The 20,429-nt window shown below is 69.7% G+C and carries 18 protein-coding genes; 10 read left to right on the forward strand and 8 right to left on the reverse strand.

The features are described from left to right. The first annotated feature begins 54 nt into the window (after positions 1–54). On the forward strand, positions 55–1,101 hold the full coding sequence (locus tag ACIBG8_RS33460; protein ID WP_397347060.1) for an alpha/beta fold hydrolase: 1,047 nt from the start codon (positions 55–57) through the stop codon (positions 1,099–1,101). Positions 1,102–1,112: 11 nt separating this feature from the next. Here ACIBG8_RS33460 and ACIBG8_RS33465 read toward each other — a convergent pair whose 3' ends face one another. Continuing rightward, entirely contained in the window at positions 1,113–1,508 is a 396-nt protein-coding gene (locus ACIBG8_RS33465) for a hypothetical protein (RefSeq protein WP_397347061.1), read from the reverse strand. A 490-nt stretch (positions 1,509–1,998) separates the two neighbouring features. On the opposite strand from ACIBG8_RS33465, the gene ACIBG8_RS33470 reads away from it, so the two are divergent. Beyond that, positions 1,999–4,338 (forward strand): choice-of-anchor L domain-containing protein, encoded by a 2,340-nt coding sequence (locus tag ACIBG8_RS33470; protein ID WP_397347062.1) that lies wholly within the window; start codon positions 1,999–2,001, stop codon positions 4,336–4,338. A 63-nt stretch (positions 4,339–4,401) separates the two neighbouring features. Here the strand turns inward: ACIBG8_RS33470 and ACIBG8_RS33475 are convergent, their stop codons facing one another. Next, complete coding sequence (locus tag ACIBG8_RS33475) at positions 4,402–5,154, reverse strand: MBL fold metallo-hydrolase (protein WP_397347063.1); 753 nt, start codon at positions 5,152–5,154, stop codon at positions 4,402–4,404. A gap of 72 nt (positions 5,155–5,226) precedes the next feature. Here ACIBG8_RS33475 and ACIBG8_RS33480 point away from each other — a divergent pair, with 72 nt between their 5' ends. Next, positions 5,227–5,802 (forward strand): TetR/AcrR family transcriptional regulator, encoded by a 576-nt coding sequence (locus ACIBG8_RS33480; RefSeq protein ID WP_397347064.1) that lies wholly within the window; start codon positions 5,227–5,229, stop codon positions 5,800–5,802. Between the two features lies 1 nt (position 5,803). Here the strand turns inward: ACIBG8_RS33480 and ACIBG8_RS33485 are convergent, their stop codons facing one another. Next, positions 5,804–6,373 (reverse strand): TetR/AcrR family transcriptional regulator, encoded by a 570-nt coding sequence (locus ACIBG8_RS33485; protein ID WP_397347065.1) that lies wholly within the window; start codon positions 6,371–6,373, stop codon positions 5,804–5,806. Between the two features lie 23 nt (positions 6,374–6,396). Between ACIBG8_RS33485 and ACIBG8_RS33490 the strand changes: the two genes are divergently transcribed. Genes ACIBG8_RS33490 through ACIBG8_RS33500 form a run of 3 tightly spaced genes read left to right on the forward strand, consistent with a single transcriptional unit; the run spans position 6,397 to position 8,275 of the window. Beyond that, positions 6,397–6,765, forward strand: a complete 369-nt coding sequence (locus ACIBG8_RS33490) for a VOC family protein (RefSeq protein WP_397347066.1) — start codon at positions 6,397–6,399, stop codon at positions 6,763–6,765. Position 6,766: 1 nt separating this feature from the next. Then, on the forward strand, positions 6,767–7,252 hold the full coding sequence (locus tag ACIBG8_RS33495; RefSeq protein ID WP_397347067.1) for a DinB family protein: 486 nt from the start codon (positions 6,767–6,769) through the stop codon (positions 7,250–7,252). Between the two features lie 60 nt (positions 7,253–7,312). Continuing rightward, positions 7,313–8,275 (forward strand): DUF2278 family protein, encoded by a 963-nt coding sequence (locus ACIBG8_RS33500; RefSeq protein WP_397347068.1) that lies wholly within the window; start codon positions 7,313–7,315, stop codon positions 8,273–8,275. Here ACIBG8_RS33500 and ACIBG8_RS33505 read toward each other — a convergent pair. The 5 genes from ACIBG8_RS33505 to ACIBG8_RS33525 are packed head-to-tail and all read right to left on the reverse strand — an operon-like array spanning position 8,272 to position 15,043. Next, positions 8,272–8,817: a cupin domain-containing protein gene (locus ACIBG8_RS33505; protein ID WP_397347069.1), complete on the reverse strand. Its 546-nt coding sequence runs from the start codon at positions 8,815–8,817 to the stop codon at positions 8,272–8,274. The two genes, ACIBG8_RS33500 and ACIBG8_RS33505, sit on opposite strands and share 4 nt — an antisense overlap. Continuing rightward, the gene (locus ACIBG8_RS33510) at positions 8,808–12,110 is read right to left on the reverse strand and encodes an NACHT domain-containing protein (protein WP_397347070.1); all 3,303 of its coding nucleotides are present in this window, start codon (positions 12,108–12,110) and stop codon (positions 8,808–8,810) included. Before ACIBG8_RS33510 ends, ACIBG8_RS33505 begins: the two co-directional genes overlap by 10 nt. Positions 12,111–12,135: 25 nt before the next feature. After that, entirely contained in the window at positions 12,136–12,945 is an 810-nt protein-coding gene (locus ACIBG8_RS33515; protein WP_397347071.1) for a carbohydrate ABC transporter permease, read from the reverse strand. Further along, the gene (locus ACIBG8_RS33520; RefSeq protein ID WP_397347072.1) at positions 12,942–13,769 is read right to left on the reverse strand and encodes a carbohydrate ABC transporter permease; all 828 of its coding nucleotides are present in this window, start codon (positions 13,767–13,769) and stop codon (positions 12,942–12,944) included. The genes ACIBG8_RS33515 and ACIBG8_RS33520 overlap by 4 nt, the downstream gene beginning before the upstream one ends. Further along, a complete protein-coding gene (locus ACIBG8_RS33525; RefSeq protein WP_397347073.1) occupies positions 13,766–15,043 on the reverse strand; it encodes an ABC transporter substrate-binding protein in 1,278 nt (425 codons plus the stop codon). Before ACIBG8_RS33525 ends, ACIBG8_RS33520 begins: the two co-directional genes overlap by 4 nt. Before the next feature lie 115 nt (positions 15,044–15,158). On the opposite strand from ACIBG8_RS33525, the gene ACIBG8_RS33530 reads away from it, so the two are divergent. From ACIBG8_RS33530 to ACIBG8_RS33545, 4 genes are all read left to right on the forward strand, one after another. Then, entirely contained in the window at positions 15,159–16,019 is an 861-nt protein-coding gene (locus ACIBG8_RS33530; RefSeq protein WP_397347074.1) for a hypothetical protein, read from the forward strand. Next, positions 16,016–17,329: a DUF5691 domain-containing protein gene (locus tag ACIBG8_RS33535; RefSeq protein WP_397347075.1), complete on the forward strand. Its 1,314-nt coding sequence runs from the start codon at positions 16,016–16,018 to the stop codon at positions 17,327–17,329. The genes ACIBG8_RS33530 and ACIBG8_RS33535 overlap by 4 nt, the downstream gene beginning before the upstream one ends. After that, the gene (locus tag ACIBG8_RS33540) at positions 17,326–18,387 is read left to right on the forward strand and encodes an AAA family ATPase (RefSeq protein WP_397347076.1); all 1,062 of its coding nucleotides are present in this window, start codon (positions 17,326–17,328) and stop codon (positions 18,385–18,387) included. The genes ACIBG8_RS33535 and ACIBG8_RS33540 overlap by 4 nt, the downstream gene beginning before the upstream one ends. Next, a partial coding sequence (locus tag ACIBG8_RS33545; RefSeq protein WP_397347077.1) for a DUF5682 family protein occupies positions 18,384–20,429 on the forward strand: 2,046 nt, incomplete at its 3' end. The genes ACIBG8_RS33540 and ACIBG8_RS33545, both read left to right, overlap by 4 nt.

Consider the following 20,429-nt stretch of genomic DNA (forward strand, 5'->3'; position numbering starts at 1 on the left):
ATCCACCTGCCACGACGCAAGGTCAGCCAGCCCCTCCACCAAAGGAGCCATGCCATGACCCCCACATTCCGGAAAGCCGCTCTGGCCCTCGCTCTGGCCGGTGCCGTCAGCCCCGTTTATCAAACGCTCAGCGAGCGGGCTGACCGTCGCCGCTTCCCTCCACCCGGGCGCCTCGTCGACGTCAAAGGGCGCAAGGTCCACGTGTGGGCGGAAGGTGAGGGCGGGCCGACCGTGGTCATCGTGCCGGGCATGACCGACAACTGCCTGAGCTGGGTACGCGTGCAGCGCGGGCTGGTGCCCGGCCACCGGGTGGTGCTGTATGACAGGGCGGGTCTCGGCTGGAGTCAGGCCGCCCCGTGGTGGGAGTGGCGTAGTTCTTCGACGCTGGCGGACGAGCTGCACCGGGTGCTCGAAGCGTCCGGGGAGGCTGGGCCGTACCTCCTCGTCGGTCACTCGATGGGTGGTGAGATCGTCCGGCTGTACGGCTCGCGCCACCCGGATCGCGTCGCGGGCATGGTGCTGGTTGATTCGCCTTCCGAGCGCCATACGTGGCTCGTCGAGGAGTTCGGCCGCAAGCAGTATGGGCCGCTCCGGCGCTTCAAGCAGGCTCTCACCTATGCCTTGACGCCCTGCGGCCTTGTCCGGGCGAGATTGCGCCGGGCGATGCTAGGCGGCGACGAGCCTGACCTGCTGCGACGCATGCGGCAGAGAGTCCCGGCGGACCTGGTCGAGACCGCCCTGGCGATGGAGCTGACGAGCGGGCAGCGCCGTGCCGAAGTCATGGAAGGTCTCGGCCGGGCCGGGGTCGTCCCGGTGCTGGAGGCCGAGCGGAAGCACTTCGGCAGCATGCCGTTGACCGTCATCTCCAAGGCTCCGAGCCCGGCCCCCAGCACGTACTACTACGAGTATTTCGCCAACAGGCCGCCAGACGTGCAAGAGCGCTATGCCCGCGTTTGGGGCCGCATCCAGGCTGACCTGGCCAGCCTGTCCGACGAGAGCACGTTGATCGTCGCCGAGCGGGCCGCGCACAACATCCAGATCGACGAGCCCGAACTGATCGTGAAGGCCATCACCGAGATGTGCGACAAGGTTCGCCGCTGACCGAGCGTCGGTCACGCGGGCGGGCACTGGGTGCAGGGCTGTCCTTCGGCGGGTGCCTCGGAGTGCAGGAGCGTGGCGCCACACAGTTCGCAGGGGCCGGGGTCGTCTCGCCAGAAGCCGGTCTGGCGGAACAGCTCGATGCTCCTTTGCCACCGGGCCGTCGGAGGGTCGCGTGGGTCGGGCTCATCGCCGGACAGGTATCCGCGGACGAAGTATTCGGTCTCTCGTGAGCACACCTCGATGTCCTGTTTGGACACCCGGGTGTAGATGCCCTCCAGTACGCAATAGGCGTACATGCGGCCGGGAAAGGTGTGCGGGTTCCCCTCGACCAGGTAGTGCCGTCCGCAGGGAGCCGACTCGAACCACAGGGCGGGATCGACGTCCGACGGCAGCTGAGCCTCGGTCACAGAAGGCCTGGTGATCACCTCGCCATGATGCGCAGCGTCGAGCAGCGGATGTCCAGCGAATATCCGTGACCGAAGATCAGGGCCGGTCAATGGAAGGCCGCGACTACCCGGCGTGGCGACCGGTTCGGCCGCATGCTGGCTGGCGCGGCTCCAAAACCCTATTAATGGTGATTTGGGGTGCTTTATTTCGTGTCGAACTTACTCTCCTTTTGGGGACTTTGGTCATATTAAAGCGAGATAACGATATCGCCAGAGAATGCCCTGTTATTTCTGCCATCCGTATGCTCCTAGAGCGTTCCAATCCGATGGGAAGGAGCATCTACCAGCGCCGACGGATCGGCATCCCCCTCGCTCCTCAGGAGTAGAAATGGTACGAATAGCACGTTCGGGCATTCTCTTTGGCATCGCTGCATTAATCCTCGCCCTCGCGCTTCCCGGTGCCAGCGCATTCGCCGCAAAGCAGGCAGACAGTACTATTCGGGTCACCATCGTGACCCCCAGCGGTATCCCCGCCAGCGTCAAGCTCTCCGGCAAGTCGACCTACGTGGCGGCGAAGCCGGAGGCCGGCAGCACGGCCACGATCGTCCTCACGGTGGACCCCGGCGCCTACAAGGTGGTCGCCGACGGAATGACCGTCGACGGGCGCTTCTACGTCCCCGACCTCAGCAGGCCCGAGGTGCCGGCGACCGCGGGCCGTACAGCCGACCTCCGCGTCACCTACACGCTCGACGACTCAGCCAAGGACTTCCGCGCGAGCGCCATCCATCAGACCAGTCTCACGCTGACGTGGACGGCCGACCCCCGCTATCGGATCACCGTGCGGCGGACGCCCGGCCCGGCCCCGGCCAAGGCGCCCGACCAGGGCGTCGACGTGCCGGTCAGCGGAGACTCCGCCACCGATACCGGTCTGAAGTCCGGAACCGAGTACACCTACGGACTCTTCGCCCAGTACCGCGGCAAGTGGTCCGGCCCCATGGTGCTGAGAGTCGGGACGGCCTCCGCGGACCCGAAGCACGCGACGTACGTCGCCGGCCCGCAGACGCAGCTCCTCGACGCCGACGACATCGTCGCCGCCGTGCCCACGGGCTCCGGCGTACGGCTCACGCTCGCTCCCGGCCTGGCGACACCTCTGATCGGCGCGGGCGTCACGCTGCCGATCTCGTCGTCACTGCCGGGCGGCTACCTCGGAGTCGTGGCCGGGGTTCAGGCGGACGGCCGCACCCTTGACCTGGTGGCGGGCGGCATATCGGATGCGTTCGACTACTACGAGCTGTCCGTTCCCAACATCCAGGGTGGGGACCCGCAGCCGGCCGCCACGCTGAAGGCGTCCCCATCCCCGTCGTCCGGCCCGGTGTCACCGTCCAAGCGCAAGCCGCTCCCGACGGCGGCGTCCAAGCCGGCGGCCAAGGCCGCCGGGGGTGCCGCCGGCGGTGCGGGGGCAGAGCTGTCGTGCAGTGCGAGCGCCGAAGCCGGTGTCACCTTCACCCCCGCGGTGTCCATCGGCGGTCACTTCCACGGTGTCATCACCAAATACTCCTTCCTCGGAAAGAACATCCCCACCGGGGCCACGTTGGACATGGCGGTGACCGCGACGGTGTCGGGCACGGTCGCGGTGAAGACCTCTGCAGCCGCCTCCTGCACCCTGGAGGTGGAGCCGAAGATGGTGACGCTGGCCACGCAGCCCGTGCCGTTCTCCATCTATCTCGAGCCGAAGGCCAAGCTCACTCTGAGCGGCAAGGCGAGCGTGAGCAACGTCGGCCTGACCGCCACCGGCGGCGTGCAGGTTGCGGGTCACCTGAGCGTCAAGGACGGTGCTTCGTTCACCGCGAGCCCGATCCTGAGCGCGGCGCCCACCACGCCGGTGATCGAGGCGAACGTGGGGCTCAACCTGAAGCTCGGCGGGAAGCTCATCGTGGGCGCGGGGGCGGGCACGAGCAAGGCCGGCGTCATCGCGGGGCTCGGCGGGGACTTCTATCCCCTGGACGCCACCTTCACCCCGGTCTTCCCCGCCGACGACCCGCGGTACAACGTCTGCCTCAAGGCGGCGGCGGCCTTCAGTCGCAGCCTCAACCTCACCGCCAAGGCCTTCCTCGGCAGCTTCGACATCTCCGCGACGATCCCGCTGAAGGCCCTGGACGGGGAGTCGCCCTATCCGGGCTCGCCGTGGTACTTGCCCAGTGGCTGCGAGAAGGCGAGCACCCCAGGCGACACGGTGCTCGGTGACGGAGTGACGAAAGTAGAGGACGCCGTCTCGGGTGGGCAGAACCAGTGGGGCTACCTGTCCGGGCTGGTGCCGGGGAAGAAGACGTGGGTGCTGAGCACCGGCGACATCGGTGACGTGGTCGGGGTGCCGTCGAAGTTCGCGAGCACCCAGCTCGGCGGGCCTGGCGACGACGACCTGACCGAGCTGTCCGGCCATCCGACGTACGACGCGGTCTCCTACACGGTGACGCTGGTGCCGGACGGGTCCACCCTCCACGTCAAGTACCTCTTCGCCAGCGAGGAGTACCCGGAGTACGTGGGATCTCAGTACAACGACGTCATGGCGGTGCTCGTCGGCGGCAAGAACTGTGCTCTGCTGCCCGGTACGGCCACGCCGGTCTCCGTCAACTCCATCAACATGAACGTCAATTCGCAGTACTACATCGACAACACCGGTGGCGCGGCCGGCCTGTCGACCAGCATGGACGGGTTGACGATCCCCCTGGAGTGCAAGGTGCCGGTCAAGGCGGGGCAGCCCGTCACCGTGAAGATCACCGTGGCGGACTCGTCGGACCGGATCTACGACAGCGCCGTGGCCCTGCTCGACCAGGGCATCTGGGCCAGCTGACGGCACGGTTGGACAGGACCCGATCGGGGGCGGGTCCTATCCGTTGTCGCAGGGGCTGCGAGCTCAGAGGGTGAGGGGTTGGCCTGGGGGGAGGATGTGGACGGTGGTGTCGGGGGCCAGGTCGGCGGTTGCGGCCCGGTAGAGGTCCGGGCGGGCGCGGTCCATCTTCAGGAACAGGCGGTCGCCCACCGGGCCTGCTGTGAAGGCGTAATGGATGGGTACGGCCAGCCTCGGGTGTAATGCGGCGGTCAGGTCGGCGGCCTCGGCTGCGTTCATCACGACCTGGCGGTTCATCGCCGGGCGGATGCGCAGGCCGTTGATCGGGAGCAACGCCAGGTCCAGCTCCGGGAAGCGCCGGGCGATCTCGTCGAGTTCGGTGATGCGCAGCGTGTCGGCGCCGAAATACACGCTGGATCCCGCGGATTCGAGGACATACGTGACCTCGGGGACACCGTGCAGGGCGGGGGTGGCGGTCACCTTCACCGGGCCGAGGTGGGTCGACTGCCAGGGGGAGAGTTCGACGACGTTGGGGAAGCCTGCGGCGCGGACCTTTGCGGCGAGGCCGGTTACCACGGCGAAGGGGACGTTCTTGTGGGGATACGCGGCCAGGGCCGGGAGGTCGCAGTGGTCGTAGTGGGCGTGGCTGATCACGATCCCGGCGAGTTCGGGGAGGTCGGCTGCTGAGTCCAGCCAGCGGGGTTCGCCGTGCCGGTAGCCACGGCGTTCCGAGAACCAGGGGTCGGTGAGGATCTGGGCGCCGTCGAAGTCGATCAACGTGCTCGCGTGGACGATGCGGCGGACGGTGGTGGTGGGCATGGGGGCTCCATAGGAAGACGGCTGTCTACTGATGGTTGTCAGTGGACAGCCGTCTGGCTATATTTGTCAACCATGGAGCAGAAGCGCGTGCCCAACCGGCGGGGGCAGGGGGAGTTGCTCCGGGCCGAGCTCGTGAGGGTGGCGGGGGAGCTGCTGGCCACGCTCGGCAGCGAGGAGGCGCTCTCGTTGCGCGCCGTCGCCAGGGAGGCGAAGGTCGCGCCGCAGAGCGTTTATCTGCATTTCGCGGACAAGAAGTCCCTGGTCTCGGCGGTGCTCCAGGAACGGTTCGCCGAGCTGCTCGCCGACCTTGAGGAGACGGCGGCGAAGACGAGGGCGGAGCCGTACGGCAGGCTGAGGGCGATCTGTCTTGCCTACTGCGACTACGCGCTCAGGCATCCCGCCCACTACCGCATCCTGTTCGGCACCTCCGGCATGACGGGATGGGAGCTCGACGAGCTGCACGGCCTGCGGGCGCTGGCCCTGCTCCGCGAAGCCGTACAAGACTGCATGGGCGGGGACGCGGAGTATGAGGCCATCTGTCTGTGGGCCTCGCTGCACGGGCTGGTCAGCCTTCGCCGGGATCGTCCGGACTTTCCCTGGCCGCCGCTGCCCGCCCTCCTCGACACCCTGCTCAAGCCCTACCGGTGAGTTACCTGAGGACGTTGTCGCACAGCTGGTCGACCAGCTCCCGCCCCTGCGCGTCGATCGCGGCGCGCGGCAGCGCGCGCAACGGCCCGCGCGTGGCCAGCGTGGCGAACCCGTGCACCCCCGACCAGCACATGATCGCCGCGCCCGCCACCCGGTCGGGCCCGACCAGGAGCCGCAGGGCCTCCTCCAGCAGGTGGTACGGCGAGCGCGACGGTTGCACCGGATCGCCCATCGCGAAGAAGGCCACGTCGAACCACCCCGGTTCGTCCAGGGCGAAGCGGATGTAACCCTCACCGACCCCGCGCAGCAGCGCGAGCCCGTCCGAAGCGCCCGCCTGGCAGCGGGTGATCGTGGCGGCCATCTCGGTCAGCGCCGCCCCGGCGACCGCGCGCACCAGCGCCTCCCGGTCGGCGAAGTGCCGGTAGGCGGCGCGTGCCGTAACACCTGCCCGTCTGGTGGCCTCGCGCAGGACGACCGCCTGTGCGCCCTCGGCGCGAGCCATCTCCAGCCCGGCACGCACGAGAGCCTCGCGCAGGTCACCGTGGTGGTAGGTGCTTCTTGCTTCGAACACGTTCGAAAGTATACGGTGTGGACATGACGCTCCCGGCCATCACCCTCTTCGTCGAGGATCTGCCTGCGACCAAGCAGTTCTACCAGGAGGTCTTCGACCTGCCCGTCCACTACGAGGACGACGAGTCCGCCGTGTTCGACTTCGGCAACACCCTGGTCAACCTGCTGCGGGTGACGGCTGCGCCGGAGCTGGTCGACCCGGCGCCGGTCGGTGGCCGGGACGCGGGGGCACGGTTCCAGCTCACCATCGACGTGGACGATGTGGACGCCAAGTGCGAGGAGCTGGCCAGGCGCGGGGTGAAGCTGATCAACGGCCCGATGGACCGCCCGTGGGGCGTGCGCACGGCGTGCTTCGCCGACCCGGCCGGGCACATCTGGGAGATCGCGAAATAGCATGATGGAGCTCTCCTTCCTGACCGCCCAGCGCAAGCACGTCCTGGGCATCCTCGACGGCCTGGACGACACGGCCATGCGCCGCCCCGTCCTGCCCTCGGGGTGGAACTGCGTGGGCCTGGTGCGGCACCTGGCGATCGACGTCGAGCGGTTCTGGTTCCGCGGCGTCGTGGCCGCCGAGCAGGAGGTGCTCGACGTGCACTACAGCGGCGTGGACGACGGGTGGCTGGTCGCCGACGACGTGCCGGCAGCCGAAGTGCTGGAGCTGTATCGGCGGGAGATCGCGCTGGCCGACGCCGTGATCGAGGCGACCCCGATCGACGCGCCGCCGAAGTGGTGGCCGTCCGACATCTTCGGCGACGAACCGGCGCAGGACCTGCGCGAGTGCCTGCTGCACGTCATGGTGGAGACGGCCTGCCACGCGGGGCATCTGGACGCGGTGCGCGAGCTCATCGACGGCCGGTGCTGGATGGTTCTTACCGGCTGAATTCCTGGGCGTTCGTGACAGGATGAGGCTGTCCCGCAAATGCCGTGAAAGGGATCTGCCATGCCTCTGCGCCACTACGGAGTCCTTGCCGCGCGGGCCGTGGCCAAGCGCCGCGAGGGGCGGTCGGACACGCCGCACTACCAGCTCCACCTCACCGACGACGCGGGGATCTCCTACCGGATCGCGGTGAACGTCCTGTCCCAGCAGGCGCCGTCGGAGCTGCTCTACCTGGCCGACGACGACTTCCGGCACCCCATGACCGAGCAGCTGCCCAAGCGCGGCTCCGGCTGGACCGCGCTGACCAAGGGCCTGGACTTCATCAGGGGCAACCTGTTCGACCCCGCCAGGATGCGTACGCTGCCGCCGGACTTATCCGGCCCGGACAACGACCTGGCCGACCTGCTCGACCACTACGTGGAGCGGGCCATCGCCGACCAGGAGGCCGCCGTCTACGTGTACGGCGAGCGCTGGGGTCCCGAGCCGCGCACCAGGGACAAGGTGTTCGGGTTCCTGCCCGGCAACGGCGTGCACGACATCCATATGAACCAGGGCAACAGCGGCAGGTTCGCCTCGGACAACGGAGTCTGGCAGGACGGCGGGCTCATCCTGCACCTGCCGTCGGAGTCCCGCTACGTCGCGCTGTTCCTGGCGTTCCAGTCGCAGGCGTGGCACACCGACGACAGGACCGGCGACCCGATCGGCGACCGCCCGTCCCGCCCGGTCGCGGGGCAGGAGCCGGTGCGTGTCGTCGCCGCCCTGCTCGACCCGGTCCGCGTCACCCTCATCAACGCCTCGCCCGGCGCGATCGACCTGGCCGGGTGGAAGCTGGCGAGCGGCGGGCGTGCCGTACCCCTGGAGGCGGGGTCGCTCGCGCCCGGGGTCACACTCGTCGCGACGCCGGCCCTCCCGCTCAGCCCGGACGGCGGCGCGCTGACCCTCCTGGACGCGGAGGGGCTGAAGGTCCACGGCGTCGCCTATACCGCCGACCAGGCGCGGCGTGAGGGCTGGACGATCGTCTTCTAGCGCATCTGGAAGTCGGCGAAGTCGAAGCCGGGGGAGACGACGCAGCTCACCAGCACCGCCTCGTCTCCCGCCGGCCGCGCGGACTGCCAGACCCCGCCGGGCACGACCACCTGCGGGCGCTGACCCTCCTCGACCATGGGGCCGAGGACGACCGTCTCGTCGCCGACGACCAGCTCCAGCGCCCCGCCCCGGTGCCAGAGCCACAGCTCGTCGGAGCGCACGACGTGGGGAGCGGACTCCTCGCCGGGCTGGAGGAGGAAGTAGATGCCGGTGGCGCTGAACCGCTCGCCCGGGTACCTGTCGGGAGTGAACGTGTGCCGGGTCTTCCAGGTCTCGCGGTACCAGCCGCCCTCGGGGTGGGGAAGCAGGTCGAGCGCTTCGGCGATCGGCGGGCGCTCGACGAAGGCCACCGCCTCACCGCGCACGTTCCTGCGCAGGAAGCGACCGTCGAGGACGAGTTGGCCGTCCTGCGTGCTGGCCAGCGCCTCGCCCTCATCGGCCACCGTGAACGTGGGCCCGTCAGGGTAGATCGTCATCTCCATTCACCCGATCCTATGATCCTCATGCCCTTGGGTGCCCGGATGCGCTGGCCACCGGGCACGATGACCTGGAGTCTCGGTAGGTACGCCAGCGGAGCGAGGTCGACGTCGGCCACGCCGCCGAGCCTGAGAGTCTCGAGCGCGGTCAGGTTCGCGAGCGGCGACAGGTCGACCACCCGGGGGCAGTTCGTCAGGTGGATTGCCTTCAGCTGGTCGAGATCGGCGAGAGGGTGGAGGCCGACGATGGGCAGATCGTCGAGTCGGAGTTCATAGAGCCTGCTTTGACTCCGGAGTGGCGTAAGGTCGCCGATCCTGGGGCACGCGGCCAGGCGCAGGCGATCAAGGTCCATCATGTGAAGACCCGCGAGGTCATCCAGCTCTTGGAGATCCTCAAGGTTCAGCATGCCGAGGTAAGGCCAGGCGCGGGCGGCGGCTTCGAGGCCGCCGGAGACTTCCATCCGGCGCAGGGTGAGATTCCTGACCTTCAGCACGCTGGTCAGTTCCGATGGCATGATCGTTTGGTGCTCGCCGGTAATCCCAAGAGTTAGCAGCTCCGTCTGTCGGGCCAGCGGGCCGAGATCCTCGTCGCGTAGCACGCCGATGCGGAGCGCCATCAGACGCGGAAGGGAGTCGAGAATTGTGAGAGGAGCGAAAACATCATCGACGATCAGCCTCTCCAGATCTTCCACCCGTTCCAGAGGGCTCAGATCGATCCGCCGCGAACCCTTCGTGTAGAGGAGGACCTCACGAAGCCCCCCGTGCGCACCGATGGCGTCGATGTCGTCGACCTCGACGACGGAGATGCTCAGAGTCTTCAGCTGAGGGGTTCCGCCGAGGAAGGAGAGGTCGGTGATCGGCCGCTTGGAATGGATGTAGAGGTCGGTCAGGTTGGGCAGATGGCGGAGGTGTTTGACGTGTCGCGCGGTCATCAGGTTGACGAAGGTAATCGGCGTCGCCTTGGACAGGACGCGACGGGCGTACTCGTCCGAGTCGAAGTAATCCCAGCCGGTGATCAACTCATCACCGACCTCCCAGCGAGGGTCGGCCGCATAGGAAGCCAGCTTGTCCAGCGCCTGTCGCCCGTTGATCAGGCACGCCGTGCGCACCGCCAGGGCCGCCCTCCGTTCGGACAGCGACGACAGGTCGTCGGGCAGGCGGCGAAGGACCTCCTCGCCCGCCGCAGCCAGCAGGCTCGCCTCTGCAGCGTTCTTCGGCGGGATCACCGAAGCCAGGCACCTCTCGATGCGGTCGCGCAGGTCGACCGGTATCTCCTGGATCGTCTCCAGGCACCCGGCTACCAGGAACCGAAGCCGCCGCGCGTGCTTGCCGCCCTCGTCTGCCCGGTCCAGCAGGCCTGACAGCAGCTCTCTCCGCACTCGCCCGGACGCGTGCCCCGCCGCCATCACCACGACCTCGCGCCACTGATCCAGGTGCGCCCGTTCGACGGCCACCTCCACGTCCTCGTCGTCGACGAGCTGCCCGGCTGCCAGATACTCCTGCACCGTCTTGTGCGCGAAATCGATCCGCCCGGGCACCGGTTCCCGCAACAGCCCGCTCCGCCGTAGCAGGTTCTCCAGCACGTCCGCCGCCGCATAGGGCATGCGGGTCATCGACGCCAGCTTCTGCTCCACCCGCCGCAACGCCGTCAATTTGGACAGCTCCGACCGCCCCATGGACACCAGCCGCCACGCCAGGTCCCGCAGGATCCACACCTTCTGCGCGGGATCTAGCGGCACCTCGTCCCCGATCCCGCGCTCGGCGTCGCGCCGCTCTAGCAGCAGCGCCAGGACCGCGTCGTACAGCCCCATCCGGCTGCGCGGCAGATGGGTGCGGCGGTCGAGGTTGAGAGCGCACACCATCGCGGCCAGCAGCGGGGTCGAGCCAAGCATGCGCAGGTGCGGGTTGCTCTCCAGGCGTGCCAGCAGTCCGCCCTCGTACCCCTCCAGCTCGTCGGGGCCGCACGGCAGGCTCGGGCATCCACGCATGGCCAGATGCCACTGCCGGACCAGTTCCCGCAGGTCGTCCGGGGTGAGTGGCTCCAGCAGAGCGGAGGAGAACCCCTCATCGGCCAGCCATCTCGCATCCGCCGCCGTGGGCCGCGACGTCACGACCACCCGCAGCCCGGGATAGGCGGCGAGCAGCTTTTCCAGTCCGTGCCGTACGGCGGGGCGGTGCCGTACCAGCAGCTCGTCCACCCCGTCGACTAGCAGGAGCCCGCGCCCGGAGTTAAGCACCCGCTCCACCCAGCCGCGCGGCATACGCCCGGCCACCTCCTGGGCCACGTCGTGCACGAAACGTTCCGGCGGCGGGAACAGGCCGTCCGGATGGCTGCGCAGCTTGATCATGAGCGGCACGCAGCCGTTCCACGCGGTCAGGTCGCCGGAGAAGCCACCACGCGCCGCCGTGACGGCCAGCCAGCGCAGCAGCGTGCTTTTGCCGGAGCCAGCTTCGCCGCGCAGCAACATGAGCCGTGACCTGGCCAGCGCGGACTCGATGCGCGTCGACCGGGGCTCCTGGTGGCGCGGATCGGTCATGGCCGCCAGTGGCAGGCGCTCGAGCGGCCGTCTGGGCCGCGCGTCGCCGGTAGCGACGCGGAGGCTGATATAGGCGACGCTCAGCGACGTGCGCGGACGATAGCTCTCGACCCGCACCCCGAGCAGTTCCACCTCATCCAGGGTGCGGCTGAGGAAGGACAGGTAGCCGCGCTCGAACGCGGAGTCGTCCTGTCTGCCCTCCGGGGCTTCGAGCGAACGCGCTGGCATGCGGGCCAGCAGCCGTTCCATGCCCTCTGCCAGCCCGCTGAGCCTGCTCAGGCTCTCGGTCGCGGCCCGCGGCAGATACTGCGGCAACTGCTGAGCCATGCCGACGACACATTCGACGCACTCGGCAAGCAGCACGCCGTACAACCGCTCTGCCGCCTCGCCCAGGACAGGTAGCGGGAGGGCGGCGACGACCCGCTCGGCCAGCCGAGCCGGGTCGGCATCCGCGTCGAACAGAGCTTCGTCCGACATGTCGGCCGCCCGCAGCGTCCGCACGACCTCGTGCAGTACAGCGGCGCGGTCTTCGTCCGCGAGCCCGCGATACTCGTGTGCCAAGAGGACGGACAGCCGCCCTTCCACGGCCAGCGCCATTCCCTGCAACTGGTTGTCGAACTTGCGCGGGGCCAGACGGTCGCGAAACGAGCTCTGGATGAGGTCCGTGAGCTCGGCCCCGCGGTCCTTCTTCGACGCCCTGGTTGCCAGCCACTCGCGCATCGCCCGCTCGGCGACCGCCTTGCCTGCGGCCGTGACGGCCACCTCTATACCCGGCATAGCGTGGAATCTAGCCCTTCACCGCGCCTCCCATCAGCCCGGCCACGAACTGGCGCTGGAAGATCAGGAAGACCAGCATCAGCGGCAGCGTCGCCAGGAAGGCGCCCAGCATCAGCCCCGCGTAGTCCACGTGCGAGAGCCCGATCAGGTGGTTCAGCGCCACAGGGACCGTGTAACGCTCCTCGGAGTTCAGCATCAGCAGCGGCCAGATGAACGCGTTCCACTGCGACATGAACGTGAAGATCACCAGCGCGCCCAGCTGCGGCCGGACGCAGGGCAGCACGATGCGGTAGAAGATCCGCAGATCGCCCGCCCCGTCCAGTCGCCCGCTCTCCAGCAGCTCGTCGGGGAACTCCATGAACGCCTGGCGCATGAGGAAGATACCGAACGAGTTCGCCAGGAACGGGATGATGATCGACTGGAAGGTGTCCACCCAGCCCACGCTGGCCATCATCTGGAACAGCGGCACGAGCAGCACCTGCATCGGGATCATCATCGTCGCCAGCACCACGCCGAGCAGCAGCCCGCGCCCGCGGAAGCGGTACTTGGCCAGGCCGTACCCGCACATCGCCGACACCAGCGCGGAGAGCACCGTGTAGACGAGAGCCGTCCACAGGCTCGTGGCCATCACCCGGGCGAAGTGCACGGATTCCTCGAGCTTCTGCAGGTTGGCCAGCAGGTCGCCGCCGGGCAGGAACGGCGGCGGCGAGGCGAACAGCTCGCTCCCGTCGTGCGTGGCCGCGACGATCATCCAGTAGAACGGGACCACGCTGACCAGCGCGCCGGCGAGCGCCAGCGCCCAGATGAGCAGCCGCTTCACTTGAACCACCTGAACTGCGCCCAAGACAACCCTCCGATGAGCAGCACCACGACCCACGCGATCGCCGACGCGTAGCCGAAGTCGAACTGCTTGAACCCCACCTGGTACAGGTAGAGGATCGGCGTCAGCGTCGCGTCGCCCGGCCCGCCGCCGGTCAGCACCAGCGGCTCGTCGAAGAGTTGCAGGGTGCCGATGGTCGAGGTGATCGAGCAGAACAGCAGCACCGGCTTGAGCTGCGGCAGGATCACCTTGACGAACGTCTTCCCGGCCGAGGCGCCGTCGATGGAGGCCGCCTCGTACTGCTCGCGCCCGATCGCCTGCAACCCGGCGAGCAGGATGATCGCGTTGTAACCCGCCCAGCGCCACGTGATCGACGCGATCAGCGCCACCCGCGCCCAGAACGGGTCGTTCAGCCAGTCGACCTCGAGGCCGAAGATCTGGTTGACCGCCCCGCCCTCCGTACGCAGCAGCACGCGGAACACCACCGCGTACGCCACGAGCGTCGTCACGGCGGGCAGGAAGTACGCCGCGCGCCACGTCGCCTTGAACCGCAACCACGACTGGTTGAGCACGTAGGCGAGCACCGTCGCCAGCCCGATCATGACCGGCACCTGGACGGCCAGGATCAGCCCCGCGTTCGCCAGCGACTGCAGGAAGAACGGATCACCGAACATCCGGGTGTACTGGCTCAGACCCGCCCACTGCGTCACGCCTCCGTCGGTGCTCTGCAGGCTCTGCAGCAGCGAGGCGGCCAGCGGGTAGGCGAAGAAGACCAGCAGCAGCGCCGCGGCGGGCCCGACGAAGACCCATGCCGCGCGCCTCACCTGGTGGCCGCCTCGATCTGCTGGGCGGCCTCGTCCAGCGCCGCCTTCGGGTCCTTGCCGTTCAGTACGGCGGCGGAGATGGCCTTCTTCAGCAGCTCGCCCGCCTGGGTGTCGTCGCCGGTCAGCTCGACGGGCGGGATCTGGCTGACCTGGTCGGCGAACAGCCGGTTGATCTTCTGTCCGCCGAAGTACGCCTGGGGCTCGTCGAAGAACGGGTCGGACAGCGAGGGCAGGTAGGCGGGGAAGAGCGCCTCGGTCCTCATCATCGAGACCTGCTGCTCCTTGTTCGCCAGCAGCCACTCGACGAACGACCAGGCGGTGTCCTGGTTCTTCGTCTGCGCGGTGATGGCCAGCGCCGACCCGCCGTTGGCGCTCGTCCGCGCGCCGCCCTCGTCGAAGGCGGGCAGCGGGATGACGCCGAACTTGCCGCTCAGCTCGGGCATCTCGCCGGTCAGCGTGCCCGTCCACCAGGCGGCCGTCGGCTGGGTGGCCGCCTTGCCCTGCTTGGTGGCGGTGACCCGGCCGTCCCAGCCCTTCTCGTTCTGCAGGAGGTCCTTCTCCTTCAGCGTCTTGAGCAGCGTGAGCGCCCTGACGGCCTCGGGGGAGTTGACGGCGACCTTGCCGCCCTTGAAGTAGCCCTGGCCGAGCTGCTGCAGCAGCGTGGTGAACCCGGCCGCCGTGGTCAGGTCGCTGACGAACAGGCGCTTGCCGGTGGCCTGCTTGATCTTCTCGCCCGCCTTGACCGCGTCGTCCCAGGTCTTGATCGACTCGGGGTCGACGCCGGCCTTCTCGAAGTAGTCGCGACGGTAGAACAGGCCGACCGGGGCGGAGTCCCAGGGCAGGGCGTACAGGCCCTTGGCGGTCTTGGCCGCCGCCCATTTGGCCGGGTCGAAGTCCTTCTCGTACTTGCCCGCCACGCCCGTCAGGTCGACCAGTCCGGTGGGGAAGTTCTCCGCGTAGCCGGGGATCGCCGTGTCCTCCAGCGTGATCACGTCGGGCAGCCCGGAACCTGACTTCAAACCCACGGTGATCTTGTCGTAGGCGTTGTCGTAGCCGATGTCGACGACCTTGACCTTGGTGCCCGGGTGGGCCTTCTCGTACGCCGGGGCGAGGCGTTCCAGCGCCTTGGCCGCCACGTCCCACGACCAGACCTGGATCTCGCCCTGCACCTTGCCCGCGCTGATCTTCGGAACCTCCTTCGCGGGGACGCCGCCGGTGGCGCAGGAGGCGGTCGCGAGCAGGCTTAAAGCAGCTATGACATGGGCTTTCTTCACGCTGGCTCCATGATATGTCACATGATGAATACTGAGTTTTGAATACAGTAGGCCTCCTTTCCTCATCGCGCTAGAGCAGAGGGAAATGTCGGTGCGGGTGGTTAGTGTGCATCGGGTGAATCTCTCCGTACGGGAGGCCCGGGTCGCCGCCGGGCTGGCCGAGCTGGAGCGCTGGCTGGCCGACCAGGTGCGGCACGGGCTGGCCGCAGCGGGCGAGCGCGACTGGGCCGAGCAGGCCAGGCGGCTGGTGGACGCGCAGGCGCCCGGGGTGGCCGGCATGGTGTCGCGGCTCGGGCGGGTGCCCGCCGACGGGCTGCTGGGGCAGTATGCGCTGGTCAACCTGCTCGCGGTGGCTTATCGCAACCGGGGGGAGCTGCCCGGGCCGCTGGTGGAGACGGTGTTGTCGCGGGTGGGGTTCACGGTGGTCAAGGACCGGGTGCTGGCCGGTCCCGCTGTGCGTGACGTGTGGGTGGTCGTGGGGGTGCGGGAGGAGGCGCAGGACCGGCTGGTGGCTCGGCGGGTGTGGTTGCGCGGGCGGGGTTCCGGGCGGGCGGCGTTGCTGCTGACCTTCGCGCCGAACGGCCAGCCGCATCCGCCCGCTCCCCGCGCCGGCGACGTGCTGGACGCGGCGCTCGCCTTCTATCCGGGAGCGGCGCCCCTGCGCGCCCTGGTGGTGGGGGAGGTCTCCGCAGTCGCCTTCGTGCCGCCGGGCAGCACGGTCGAGGAGGCGCTCGACGAGGTGGCCGCCACGATCGCGGCGGACCCCTGGACCGAGTCGTGGCCGCTCGTGCTCTCCGGTGTCATCCCAGGCAACACGCACGTCGGCGGGCTCCCGTTGCATCCCGCCGCGCACGACCCCTGGCGGCTGATCGCCGTCTCCGGGGGCGCGCCGGTGACGGTCGCCGTGGAGTGGACGCCACAGGGCCTGATCCCCATGGCCACGTGGACCGACGACGGCCTGGCGGTGACGCTGTGAGCTGGGAGTCCCTGGTCTCGACCGCGCTCGTCGGTACGGCACGCCGGCCGTACGACGGAGACCTGCTGGAAGCCGCGGCCGTCGAGGTCGTCAGGCGCCGGGCAGGGCAGGTGCCCATGGCCACCGGCGAGCAGGCCAGAGCCCCGGAGGAGACCAGGGAGCCGGTCAGCAACGCGGCTGCGGGCAGGCTGGCGCGGATCCTGGGTGGCGAGCACGCCAGGCTGGTCGGCGAATGGCTGGAGCTGGCCGCCGCCACCGGGCGCAGGGTCCCTCCGCACGTCCTGCCCGACCTGCTGGAGAAGGGCAGACGGGACCGCTCGATCAGGTGCCACCTCGGCGTCCTGGCGGGCGAGCGCGGCCGCTGGCTGGCCGCGCGCAACCCCGCCTGGGCCTACCTCCTGGAGGAGGCCACCGGGCAGGCCTGGGAGCTCGGCACCCCGGCCGACCGCCGCGCCCACCTGCGCGAGCTGCGCGCCACCGACCAGAAGGCGGCCCGCGAGCTGCTCGAAGCCGCCTGGGAACGCGAGACGCCCGACGACAGGGCCGCCTTCGTGTCGCTGCTCGGCGAGGGGCTGTCCATGGACGACGAGGAGTTCCTGGAGTCGGCGCTCGACGACCGCAGGCGCGAGGTGCGCCAGGAGGCGGCCAACCTGCTGACCCGCCTGCCCGGGTCGCGGCTGTCCCTGCGGATGGCCGAGCGGGCCAGGCGCTGCCTCGCCGTACGCGAGGGAGTGATCGTGGTCAGCCCGCCGCACGAGTGCGACGCGGCGATGGAGCGCGACGGCGTCAGGGCCAAGCCGCCGCACGGCACGGGCGCGCGGGCGTGGTGGTTGCAGCAGGTCATCGCGCGCGCCCCGCTCGGCATGTGGAGCACCGACCTGCTGCGCGGGAGGATTCCCGAGTGGGAGGGCGAGGTACGGCTGGGCTGGGTGCGCGCCGCCGTGCTGCAGCGCGACCCGGTGTGGGCGCGGGCGATGTTCGCCTGGGACCCGATCGCCGACCTGCTCACCGCGCTGCCCGCGGCCGAGCAGCAGGAGGTCGCCGCCGGGTTCGTCCGCACCCATGACCTCGACAGCCAGCTCATCATGGTGCTCGGCGGCGTGTCAGCGCCGTGGGGCCCCGATCTGGCGGCAGCCGTACTCAAGAAGATCCTCCAGGTCCAGCCGTGGAACCTCGGCGAGCTGGCCAGGCTGGCGGGCGAGCGCATCGATCCGCTGCTGCACCCGCTGGCCGCCGCGCCGGAACCGCCGATCCAGGAGGTCGCCGCGTTGCTGCGCTTCCGCGCCGAGATGATGAAGGAGCTGACGTGACGGAGATCCTGCGTCCCCACGCGGAGGAGCAGTACGCGGAGGAGCTCGCGCTCCTGGCCAAGGACGACGACCGCGAGCGGCCGCCGGGCTGGGCGCTGTCGCCGTGGGCCGTGACCACCTACCTGCTGGGCGACGGCGAGCGGATCACCCCCAAATACGTGGGCTCGCGTCGGCTGGTCGAGGTCGCGGTCGCCACCCTGGCCACCGACCGCGCCCTGCTGCTGCTCGGCGTGCCGGGCACGGCCAAGACCTGGCTTTCCGAGCACCTGGCGGCCGCGGTCAGCGGCGACTCCACGCTGCTCGTGCAGGGTACGGCGGGCACGGCCGAGGAGGCGATCCGCTACGGCTGGAACTACGCCAGGCTCCTGTCGGAAGGCCCGTCCCTGGAGGCGCTGACCCCCTCGCCGATCATGCGCGCCATGGTGTCCGGGAGCCTCGCGCGGGTGGAGGAGCTGACCCGCATGCCCTCCGACGTGCAGGACGCGCTCATCACCGTCCTGTCGGAGAAGACGCTGCCGATCCCCGAGCTGGGCACCGAGGTCCAGGCGCGGCGCGGCTTCAACGTGATCGCCACAGCCAACGACCGTGACCGCGGCGTCAACGAGCTGTCCAGCGCGCTGCGCCGCCGTTTCAACACCGTCGTCCTGCCCCTCCCGGCCAGCGCGGAGGAGGAGGTCGACATCGTGGCCAGGCGGGTCGGCCAGCTCGGCCGTTCCCTGCAACTGCCGCCGGCCGGCATGGACGAGATCCGCCGCGTCGTCACCGTCTTCCGCGAGCTGCGCGACGGGGTCACCGAGGACGGGCGCACCAAGGTCAAGTCGCCCAGCGGCACGCTGTCGACGGCCGAGGCGATCTCGGTGCTGACCAGCGGGATCGCGCTCGCCGCCCACTTCGGCGACGGCATCCTGCGCCCTGCCGACGTGGCAGCCGGGATCGTCGGGGCGGTGGTCCAGGAGCCGGTTTCTGACGCGGTGGTGTGGCGCGAATACCTGGAGACCGTGGTGCGGGAGCGGGCCGACTGGCACGACTTCTACCGAGCCTGCCGCGAGGTGTCATGAGCGTCTCCGTCCTCGGGGTGCGGCACCACGGGCCAGGGTCGGCGCGTGCCGTGGCTTCCTTTTTGGAGCGCCTGCGTCCCGACGTGATCCTGGTGGAGGGGCCGCCGGAGGCGGACTCGCTGGTGTCACTGGTGCCGTCGCTGGAGCCGCCGGTGGCGTTGCTCGCCCACGTGCCCGGGGATCCGTCACGCGCCGCTTTCTGGCCGTTCGCGGAGTTCTCGCCGGAGTGGCAGGCGTTGCTGTACGGCGTGCGCTATGGGGTGCCTGTCCGCTTCTGCGACCTGCCTGCTGCGCACTCGCTCGCGTTTGAGGGATCGGATCGGGCTCTGCTGCGTACGGACCCGATCGGGACGCTAGCCCACGCGGCCGGGTACGACGACCCCGAGCGGTGGTGGGAGGACGCGGTCGAACACCGCGGCGACACTCCCTTCGAGGTGATCGCCTCGGCGATGGCGGCCGTGCGCGAGGGCCACGTCCCGTCGGGGCGTGAGGCGCAGCGCGAGGCGCACATGCGCAAGGTCCTGCGCGCGTGTTCGAAGGAGGGTTTCTCCCGAATCGCCGTGGTCTGCGGCGCCTGGCACGTCCCCGCCCTCACCACGCTGCCGTCGGCCCAGTCCGACGCGGCGTTGTTGCGGGGGATGGCGAAGGTGAAGGTCGAGCTGACCTGGATCCCGTGGACGTACGGCAGGCTGGCGTCGTGGAGCGGCTACGGGGCGGGGATCACCTCGCCCGGCTGGTACCACCACCTGTTCACCACGCCCGACCGGCCCGTGGAACGGTGGCTGGCCGCCGCGGCCGGGATCCTGCGGTCTGAGGGGTTGGCCGTCTCGTCCGCGCACGTCATCGAGGCGGTACGGCTGGCGCAGACCCTCGCCACGCTGCGTGGGCGGCCGTTGGCGGGGTTGGGCGAGGTGACGGACGCGGTGCGGGCCGTGTTGTGTGAGGGGGACGAGCTGCCGGTGGCGCTGATCCAGCGCCGGATGGTGGTGAGCGACCGTCTGGGCTTCGTGGGGGATGGCACCCCATTGGTCCCGTTGCAGCGTGACCTGCGCGATGCGCAGCGGCGCCTCCGGCTGCGCCCCGAGCCCGAGGAACGCCTGCTGGACCTCGACCTCCGCAAGCCTTTGGACCTGGCGCGCAGCCATCTGCTGCACCGGCTCCGGCTGCTCGACGTGCCTTGGGGGGTGTTGGGGGAGTCGTGGGGGTTGGGCACTTTCCGGGAGACGTGGACTCTGGCTTGGCACCCGGAGCACGACTTGCGCCTCATCGAACACGCCGCCCTGGGCACCACCCTGCTGGCAGCAGCCACCCACCGAGCCCAATCCCTCGCCACAGGTACCAGCCCCCTGCCCACCGGCCCGCTCCCGCCCGGACGGAGCCCCGGCCCAGGTCCTTCACCCTCGCCATGGCCGGGCAGCGTTCTCCCGCCCGGCGCGCCCCCATCGGGCCCAGGCAGCCCGACCCCAAGGTTTGGAGTGTCCCTGGCCTCGGGGGGTGGGGTTTCGCTGGCCGACCTCACCGGCTTGGTGGAGCGGTGTCTGCTGGCGGACCTGCCTGACGCGTTGCCGTCGGTGCTGGCGGCCATGTCGGCGCGTGCCGCCGCGGACACCGACGTGACCCACCTGATGGCGGCGCTGCCCCCACTGGTGCGCGCCCATCGGTACGGCGACGTCCGCGGAACGTCAGCCGACGGGCTGGGCGCGGTGGTGCTGTCGATGCTGGACCGCATCTGCGCAGGCCTCCCCACCGCCGTGGGCAGCCTGGACGACTCAGCCGCCGCCCAGATGCTCACCCACATCGACGCCACCCACACCGCCCTCGCCCTCCTCGCCAGCACCCCCACCACCTCCGAAACCCCCACCGCCTCCGAAGCCTCCAGCACCCACGAAGCCTCCAGCACCCACGAAGCCCCCACCACTCCCGAAACCCGCGCCATCCCTGGAGCGCCCACCACTCCCGAAACCCGCGCCATCCCTGGAGCGCCCACCACTCCCGAAACCCGCGCCATCCCTGGAGCGCCCACCACTCCCGAAACCCGCGCC

Origin of the sequence: Nonomuraea sp. NPDC050556, from assembly GCF_044457355.1 — a bacterium.
In the GTDB taxonomy this organism is placed as follows: domain Bacteria; phylum Actinomycetota; class Actinomycetes; order Streptosporangiales; family Streptosporangiaceae; genus Nonomuraea.